The sequence below is a fragment of the Pseudoalteromonas holothuriae genome (assembly GCF_945859825.1).
GTDB classification, from domain to species: Bacteria; Pseudomonadota; Gammaproteobacteria; order Enterobacterales; family Alteromonadaceae; genus Pseudoalteromonas; species Pseudoalteromonas holothuriae.
Genome location: NZ_CAMAPC010000031.1, coordinates 1 through 8,613 on the forward strand (window position 1 = coordinate 1; position 8,613 = coordinate 8,613).

9 protein-coding genes and 2 pseudogenes are annotated in these 8,613 nt (G+C 36.9%); 7 read left to right on the forward strand and 4 right to left on the reverse strand.

Annotated elements, in window-relative coordinates; translation table 11 throughout:
* Nucleotides 1–189 precede the first annotated feature (189 nt).
* The 5 genes and pseudogenes from OCI93_RS20170 (at nt 190) to OCI93_RS20185 (ending at nt 3,618) form a co-directional block, all read left to right on the forward strand.
* Nucleotides 190–939: a type 1 glutamine amidotransferase domain-containing protein gene (locus tag OCI93_RS20170; protein ID WP_261627172.1), complete on the forward strand. Its 750-nt coding sequence runs from the start codon at nt 190–192 to the stop codon at nt 937–939.
* 278 nt (nt 940–1,217) lie between these two features.
* A pseudogene (locus OCI93_RS21170) lies at nt 1,218–1,340 on the forward strand (IS91 family transposase); the annotation flags it as partial.
* A gap of 337 nt (nt 1,341–1,677) precedes the next feature.
* The gene (locus OCI93_RS20175) at nt 1,678–2,211 is read left to right on the forward strand and encodes a hypothetical protein (RefSeq protein ID WP_261593941.1); all 534 of its coding nucleotides are present in this window, start codon (nt 1,678–1,680) and stop codon (nt 2,209–2,211) included.
* Between the two features lie 323 nt (nt 2,212–2,534).
* Nucleotides 2,535–2,786, forward strand: a complete 252-nt coding sequence (locus OCI93_RS20180; protein WP_261593952.1) for a YkgJ family cysteine cluster protein — start codon at nt 2,535–2,537, stop codon at nt 2,784–2,786.
* A 307-nt stretch (nt 2,787–3,093) separates the two neighbouring features.
* On the forward strand, nt 3,094–3,618 hold the full coding sequence (locus tag OCI93_RS20185; RefSeq protein WP_261593940.1) for a P-loop NTPase family protein: 525 nt from the start codon (nt 3,094–3,096) through the stop codon (nt 3,616–3,618).
* A gap of 34 nt (nt 3,619–3,652) precedes the next feature.
* Here the strand turns inward: OCI93_RS20185 and OCI93_RS20190 are convergent, their stop codons facing one another.
* Nucleotides 3,653–4,648, reverse strand: coding sequence for an endonuclease/exonuclease/phosphatase family protein (locus OCI93_RS20190; RefSeq protein WP_261627173.1), 996 nt, complete (start codon nt 4,646–4,648; stop codon nt 3,653–3,655).
* Nucleotides 4,649–4,931: 283 nt separating this feature from the next.
* Nucleotides 4,932–5,090, reverse strand: a complete 159-nt coding sequence (locus OCI93_RS20195) for a YqaE/Pmp3 family membrane protein (protein ID WP_261593931.1) — start codon at nt 5,088–5,090, stop codon at nt 4,932–4,934.
* A gap of 118 nt (nt 5,091–5,208) precedes the next feature.
* Here OCI93_RS20195 and OCI93_RS20200 point away from each other — a divergent pair, with 118 nt between their 5' ends.
* Nucleotides 5,209–5,658, forward strand: a complete 450-nt coding sequence (locus tag OCI93_RS20200) for an MgtC/SapB family protein (protein ID WP_261627174.1) — start codon at nt 5,209–5,211, stop codon at nt 5,656–5,658.
* A 44-nt stretch (nt 5,659–5,702) separates the two neighbouring features.
* The gene (locus OCI93_RS20205; RefSeq protein ID WP_261593928.1) at nt 5,703–7,055 is read left to right on the forward strand and encodes a DUF2254 domain-containing protein; all 1,353 of its coding nucleotides are present in this window, start codon (nt 5,703–5,705) and stop codon (nt 7,053–7,055) included.
* Between the two features lie 86 nt (nt 7,056–7,141).
* Here the strand turns inward: OCI93_RS20205 and OCI93_RS20210 are convergent, their stop codons facing one another.
* Nucleotides 7,142–7,384: a DUF4136 domain-containing protein gene (locus tag OCI93_RS20210; RefSeq protein WP_261627175.1), complete on the reverse strand. Its 243-nt coding sequence runs from the start codon at nt 7,382–7,384 to the stop codon at nt 7,142–7,144.
* 29 nt (nt 7,385–7,413) lie between these two features.
* A pseudogene (locus OCI93_RS20215) lies at nt 7,414–8,321 on the reverse strand (IS5 family transposase).
* Between the last annotated feature and the right edge of the window lie 292 nt (nt 8,322–8,613).

Sequence of the window (8,613 nt, forward strand, 5' to 3'; positions counted from 1 at the left end):
TATGTAGCATGAGAGTTACCTCTTATATGTTTTGATTTAAAGATTCGACACCTTTTATCAAAACGGGTAACTCTCACTTTTTCAAGTTGATGTGTCAGATCTTGTCTGAACTAATACACCTGATCATTCAAACTTTTTATCAATTTGATGCATCTTAACCAATTAAACAATTATTTATTAAGGACAATAATGAAGTATTTCATTTCTATTATTTTCACAACAATATTATTCATTTCGGTTAGTGTAAATGCAGTTCCTGCGAAAAAAGTACTAATTATTACATCAAACATGATTGATATGGGTGATGCTGAAAAGCATGATGCGCGAAATAACTTATGGGAAGTCGCACCGCCTTACCATATTTTTGTAAGTCATGGTTTCGAGGTCGATTTTGTTTCACCTGATGGAGGAAAAGTTGAATTCATGATGGATCCTCTAGGTATCAGTAGTTACACCATTAAATATGAAGGTTTCATGGACAAAGCAAATAACACTTTTATCTCAAATCAAATTGAACCGAGTAATTATTGGGGAGTTTATATTGGTGGTGGTTATGGCCCTTTATTTGATGTTGCTAATAATAAAGAATTACAGTCAATTATTGCAAAAATATATGAATCGGGTGGTATTATTGGTGGCGGCGGACATGGTGCTGGTGCTTTTGCTAATGTTGTTTTATCTACGGGGGAGTTTCTCGTCAAGGGTAAGAAAGTTGCTGGTTTTCCAAACTCAACAGAAAAATCTAAATCATGGGCAAAACAAGGATCTCTATTACCATTTCTTGTTGAAAGTCAGTTAAATAAAAATGGTGCAATTGCACAAAACAAACAAACTTTAAAAGACAAACACGAAGTTGTTATCGATCAGCGAATTGTTTCAACAATGTTTTTACCTTCAGCAGCTATTGTTGCAAAAGAAATGATAAGATTAAACAAGTAGTAACGGCACTTAATGCATATGAACCTTCTCCGGTCAAGTAAGCATAACGATTCTTTTTAGCTGCTTTTAAGCAGCTAAATTTGTATCTGCAATTTTTAAATCTATTCAACTTCGCTATGTCGGTTAGCCGTTAAAATCGTTTACGGCAAACACATATTGAGGGTCTCTTATTACGAATTCATCGCTGCCTAAATCAGTCGATACAGCTGGCCACTAGACATTCATCGGTTAACCTTAATCTGGCGTTACTCAAGAGGATTACAGACCCAATATATGTAAAGGCAGAATCAGCGTTATCAATCTCTCAATGGCCTTGTGAAGTATGCAAAATCGGGGTCTTAAGATTTAAAGAAATTATCAATTCAAGTGAAGAGATAATGAAATTAGCACGAACGAGCTAGCAGCAGAGCTTGCTGAATTATATCAACGCGATAACCTGCTTAAGTGTTCGGGCTAAAAAGTGCGTGTGTGGTGAAAATATCATTGATAAAGCAGCGAAAATTAGCTCTAATGACAAGATAAAAAGTACTGAGTCATGCAAGAATAGCTTAAGCGCGATAGGCAAGCTGATAAAATAAGCTCGAGACAAGTTACGCCACTAAAAGCAAATTCCCATAGCATAAATAACACCAACTCTGACGTACCGAGTGGTAGCGACTCAGTCCAACAAGCGATTATGCAGCACAAACAACGTGCTGCATAAATACTAAATAGTTAGCCGTCTATCATGGAAAGATAATGAAAAAGTTATTTTTAGTTTTTATAGTTCTTTTTTTATTTGGTTGTTCGAGCATTCCTATCTCGACTATGCTTAAATATCGTAACTTTGACGAACAAAGCTTTGTTATTTTAGACCCTCTTCAAATACGTTCAAAAATAAGGTTGTCAGAACCTTTCACGCTAAAAATGGAAAAAATTAAACTGAGTCTCAGCTTGGAAAATGAAAAGGGACTCAGGAATTTTACGTTTCCACTCGTTCTCGAAAAGCGGGATAAGATAGCTGCACAAGAAGGCTTCTTGTCATCCGAACCTGCAAAAACTGAATACACATTTAAGCTTTCAGAACTTGCAGTTAAAAATTTCAAGGAAACGCAAAACTCACTATCACAAGAATTACAAGGAAAAATGTCTTTCTCAATTGGCGCAGGCTTTAACGAGGAACCCGAAAAAGGGCAATCTGTATATATTTCAATTGCGCTTCAACTCGAAGAAAAAGGCGGCTATTTTACACTTATAGAAGACACCGAGGTTGATTTTGGGCAAGACGGCTAACAAGGCGCTAAACTCGTTCCCTTCGGTCACTGTGACAGTAACGCAGTGGCGCTTAGCGTTGAACTAAGCCGCTACGTGGAGATCCTATTCTCAGCATTTGAGCCACACTTTCTCTGAGTTATTTAACAACTTAGAGGTCAAAAATGAACACTCTCATTAAACAGGTAAAAGTTATTGCGCGCACTTACTAAAACTCAGTCATTATTTTAATAAATCGCTCGATTCGATTACTGATGACGAACTTAACGCCTTTTTTAAAGTACTTAGCAGAACTGCACAAACCTGTTAAACTATCGCGCTTTATTACTTGGGGTGTTGAAAATATGGAATGTCGTTTACATTGTGGTGCGTGCTGTATCGCGCCAAGTATAAGTTCTAGCTTTCCTCTACACCCTAATGGTAAAGAGGCTGGAGAGCGTTGTAAAAACCTCACTGATGATAATTTATGTAAGCTATTTGGTAAACCTGAACGACCAAAAGTTTGTCATGATTTTAAAGCAACAGAGTGGGTATGTGGAAGCACAGCTATTGAAGCGATTGCTATTCTTAATGAGCTTGAAACGCTAACCCGGTAATTTTATACTCTCCAAATATTGTTCACAGATTGTATGTAACACCAATTTTATTAAAACACTGCTCATTCTAACGATCTAAACGATTTATTAACTTCGTTAGAAGTTACTAATGTAGAATAACGACATACCTCAATTTTTTAGTCTGGTTACTAAACTATTGTTCAGTCAAAATATCTGATTATTTATTTATGCTATTGGTATAATATACAAACAGACGATAATAAATTATTAATACCGATGCATTTTATCTAATGTACTAACTTGATTTTTGATACGGATTTATAAGGCTAAGGGAGTTAGCAAAAGTATGAAGAAAATAACCATTTTTGGTAAACCTGGTAGCGGAAAGTCTGTACTAAGTCAAAAAATGGCTTTAGCAACTGGAATTCAACTACACCAATTAGACTCAATTTACTATAAAAAAAGTGGTGTTCCCCTCAGTAAAGGTGAGTTTAACGCAATTCATGATGATATTTTAGCTAATGAATGCTGGATAATAGATGGGTTGGGGCCAATTAGTGCATTTAAACGGCGTTTAGAAGCTGCGGATACATTAATCTATATCGATTTACCTTATTTAACGTGCTATTGGTTAGTGACAAAGCGGTTGTTTAAAAGTTTCTACGAAAAGCCCATAGGTTGGCCTGATGGAAGCTCAGTAGTACAGGGCACCATCAATAGTTTCAAAACACTAAGGCTATGCCCTACATTTTGGAATAAGCAGTTTTTAGAGCAGCTCAACACACAAACATCCAGCACTAAAAGTTTACATGTGATTAAATCAATATCTGAATTAGAGCAATTTTGTAAAAGTACTCTAATTTCAAATTAGATCATATGGTTTAACTGTAATCAGTTGCACTTTATTAATCTTTAATAGGGTTAGGTACATCGCTTTTATCCGCAGGCTTCTTGTCAGCAATATTATTTGCTTTTTCAATACCAGAAGGTCTTGCATTGGGTATTGTTTGGTTATTATCTTTTTGAGGATTAAAAGATAGTTTGGTCAACAAAGGGAAATGATCAGAGCCAATAGAGGGCAACCTTTGAATATCTCTAAGTTCAAAGTGATGGCTATGAAAGATATGATCTAACGGCCAGCGAAAAAATGGGTAGTCAGCATGAAATGTGTTAAACATGCCACGGCCAATTCGAGGGTCTAATAAGCCACTAATTTCGCGAAATAGATGTGTGGTTTTAGACCAAGCAACATCATTGAGATCGCCCGTCACGATGACAGGTTGTGTGGTGTCAGCTAAACTTTTAGCAACCAAAATAAGTTCCACATCTCGTTCCGTTGATTCAGTGTTTTCTGTTGGACTTGGTGGTGCGGGGTGTAAAAAGTGAGTTCTAATTTTATCTCCCGTTCTTAAAACAATGGTGGTGTGTATTGAAGGAATGTTGTCCTCGATAAGAAATTCGATTTGTTCATTCTCTAATGGGAGTCGAGAGTACACATGCATACCGTATAGGTTATCGAGCGGGCACTTGATGCTATTTGGCATATCAGCCTCAATGACTTGTAGTTGCTCCTCCCACCACTTTGTAGATTCAAGCGTGACTAAAATATCTGGCTGATGTTTTTGTACTAACTTAATTAATGCACTGGCGTTACGGTTTGTCGCAAGCACATTAGACGTGAGTATAGATATCTCACTATCAAGGTTGTCGTTTTCGCAGTGCCTTACCTTTTTTTTCCAAAGAGATGTATAGGGGAGTATCCAACTAATTTGCCAAGCTAAGCAACAAAGGGTGATGCTCATGAGCACCCAAGAAATCACTTGTGTTAAATCTAATACCAGTGCTTGAATAATCACTGTCAAAAACGCCAAGGTAGCAAGCTGTAAACGTGGAAAGTCCATACTTCTAACAATCCAATGTGTATTGTTAGATAGCGGAAGTAGGGTTGAAATTACAACTAGGCATGTAAAAAAGGTTAGTAAGTATTGCATAGGCCGTTGGCTAATAGTTTTGTTATTGATTTTACGCGACTTTGTATACTTAGCAATAATAATTGTCAAAGGCTTGATGATAGCTCTCAATGGTTTATGCGGGGCGAGCTAAGTCACCTTATAACAAAGTGGCAGGGTAAAATTTACATAGTACTATAAATTGTACACAGTAAATTTTACCCGAGTTACCTAATTACCTTCTCGCTATAATCCACACTGCGTGAATTATTCCAGGAATGTAGCCAAATAACGTGAGAATAATGTTCAGCCAAAAAGCCCCGCCAAGGCCAACTTGTAAGAACACACCAAGCGGTGGCAATAAGATTGAAAAGATGATTCGAATTAAGTCCATTAGGATTCCTTATTTATTAAGTCGTATTTTGTTACAGCAGTTTTCATGCCATTAAGTGGAATTGGAACTAAACTTGCTTTTACTGTATACCTTGAATAAAAATTAAGTTGATTAGTAAATGATAGACTTTGAAATCAACATCGCCTTAGTGTTATTTCACCTTATACAGATTGCGACTGCTTTTTTGTTAACTTTACCATTGGCGATTAACCGAGAATATAAGTCCGATAGTGCAGGTTTAAGAACATTTCCATTAGTTGCCATTTCCTGCTGTGCTTTTGTGCTGGTTGGTATAGATGTTTTTTCTGCAGGTGATGCTCAAGCGAGGGTTGTGTACGGGGTTATTACTGGCATTGGATTTATTGGTGGAGGGGCTATTTACAAAAGCGATGCACATGTTGAGGGAACTGCAACGGCTGCTGGAATTTGGCTCACTGGGGCTATAGGGATTTCGGTTGCATATAGTCGTTATGAAATTGCGTTGGTGCTAAGCGCCGTTGGGTACTTGGTTTTTCAATTACTTGAACCTTATAAACATAAGGATGAAAAACAGGAAAACAAAGCGTAAGACAGTGATAATATACATCTAGTGACCAGTTTGTAAGGATAAAAATGATAAAATTTCATAGCCTGAGTCAATCATATCGCAAAGTTATTAACAGCATTGCATTTTACCCCTCTTTAATTGCCATTGTATTTTTAGTTTCTGCGTTAATTACATTGTTTTTTGAATACTTGGAACCAGTTAAACAGTTCGAACTGCGTTTTTCATTTATTCTTGTTGATAGTGTTGAAAATGCCCGTACGATTCTAAGTATTTTAATTGGTAGTATTATATCACTCACCGTTTTTAGTTTTTCAATGGTGATGGTTGTACTTAATACTGCCAGTATGAATCTTTCGCCTCGTCTTGTGCCTGGGCTGATATCAAAAAAATCACACCAGTTGGTGTTAGGATTTTATTTGGGGAGTATCATTTATTCAACAATCATGTTGATAAATATTGATGATGTATCAAGTAATAATACTATTTTAGATATTCCCGCTTTAGGTATTTTATTCGCACTCTTACAGGGGTTAGCATCTCTTGTATGCTTTGTGTATTTTATTCACTCTATTTCACAAACTATTCAAGTAGATAGTGTGTTAAATAGTCTATTTTCAAGAACAAAGTATGAAATGAATGCGTTAGTTGAACTGCACCAAAATCAAGATGAGGTGAGTTCAGGTAAGTTTGAACAGTGGCATGAACTACAAAGTAACACCGGTGGATACTTTAAAGGGGTTAAGGCTAAGCAGTTATGTAATATATTGGCACGCGAAGAGTTATCCCTTTATGTTTGTGTAAAGCAGGGCTACTTTACGGTTAAAGGTTACCCGTTTCTGCGTTGTAATAAGCCAATAAACAATGACACGCAATTAGTTGAAGAAATTTTATCTTGCTTCATTTTTTATGTAGAAGAATATATTAGTGATCATTATAGCTATGGTATGACGCAAATATCGGAAATTGCTGTTAAAGCAATGAGTCCAGGTATTAACGATCCTGGCTCGGCAGTTAAAGCCATTGACATGTTAAGTCTATTATTAATAAAGCGTATGGAATTGAAAGATATTAGTGTTTCTAGTGTGCAAAAAAACGCTACCAGTAGATTGTTTTTTCATGAAATTTCAATAAATGAACTACTGCATGATAATTTCACACCGATTAGGCATTATGCAAGAAGCGATGCTTTTGTCATGGAAAATATATTGGAAGCATTTAAAAACATGCTGTTTGTTACTAGTGGTAAAGGGTTAGTCAGTGAGGAAATATATCGCTATTTATACGCCATAATAAGCGATATAAATAGAAACATTGTTAATCACTACGATAGAGAAGTGCTGCGCAATATGCTTGAGGCCATTTCCCGAGTAAACCCTGAGGAGGGGGATAAGTTATTAACTTATTACGACAAAAAATAATCGAGCCAAGTTATTAAACTTAGTCCGGTTATTATATTTAGTACGCCGGTTTAGGCGGGAAGTTTTGTAAGATTTGTGAAACGGTTTCATTGATTGAAGCGTTCTTTGCTCTGGCGTTTGCTTTGAACGTAATCGACCTTCTTTGGCACCGCGTCAATTAATTGTTGTAAAGCATTATCAATCACATCAATAACCAAAATGCCCACGTCGTATTCTTTGGCTGTAGTTTGGCTTTGCATTCCCCAACCCCAATCATTCCAACGCACACCATAGTGTGTGTTGAGAGTGCTAGATTCAATTTTGCTTTCCACAGAGGCTTTGTTGATCAAATAGCTAACTACTAATCAACTTCTCAGTTTTAACTCTGTTGCTGATATTTTGGCATACCTAACCCAGTCATTTTATTTATTACCTTCACTTTAATCATCGTTTCAGTATGCTGACTATTGAATTGACGACTTTTTAGCTTATCACCCATTAATTGCTTAAAACGATACATTGCCATCTCGGCTAGTGAACGAAGGTGGTACCCTGAATTGATTTTCCACTGCGATAACCCTATTTGGTGCATCATAAATACGGCATTGTTTCTGGGGTGTCCTTTTTCCCAGTATTGGGCATTGTCTCTTGGTGGCACCCGCATAATCGCGTTTTTTGCTGCGATCTCCTCATAACAACTACGTGTGTTATACGCACCGTCACCTGTGACTCTGTCTATACTTCTGCGCAAAGGCCTGATTAAATCGGCAATAGCTCCACCATCTGACACATTGACCATCGATAGCTCAGCACCCACAATATCGTGACTTGTCGCATCTACGACCAAGTGCAATTTTCGCCATGTTCAGTGCTTATTCGCACGGTGTTTTCTCGCATGCCATCCACCTTTACGTACACTTTAAGGCCAGTGCTATTGACCACGATATCTATGAAACCTTTGCCTGCGCGCTTTCTATATTGCATATCAAGTGTTTTGCTGCTTTTGCATAAACAGCTATAACCGGGTGATTGCAACGAAGTACCCATCATAGTGAGCAAGGAATTTACAAACCCTTCTAAAGCACTGAGTGGCAAATGGAATACGGCCCTTAAGGTTAAACAGGTTTCAACTGCTAAGTCAGAATCGTGATTTGAACGACCTCGGCCACCGTGTTTTTCGGTATTTTGCAACTTTGAGATGGCGCTATCACTTAGCCAAATATTGATGTTGCCGCGTTGAACTAAAGCACGATTGTAATGTGACCAATTCCTAATTTTCTTCTTCATTTGAAGGCATGGGTTAAGGCATTTAATGATCTGATCACACCAAATCAAAGAAGTTTAATTATTTAGGAAACAACGCCTCTTGTTCAAAGTTTACAAAGTGCGATCCCGCCGTGGGGTCATTATTGACCTGTTTAAGCTCCAGTATTGGTGTAATATTTACTTAGAATTAACATGATTATATTAAGTAGTTACTTTTGGGTTTTTATTTCTAATATTGTTAAAAGTAAATTTGCTCATAATAGATTGTGTTGATTTTAATTTCCAACCTTTAAGTTTTATCTAATTTAAAACT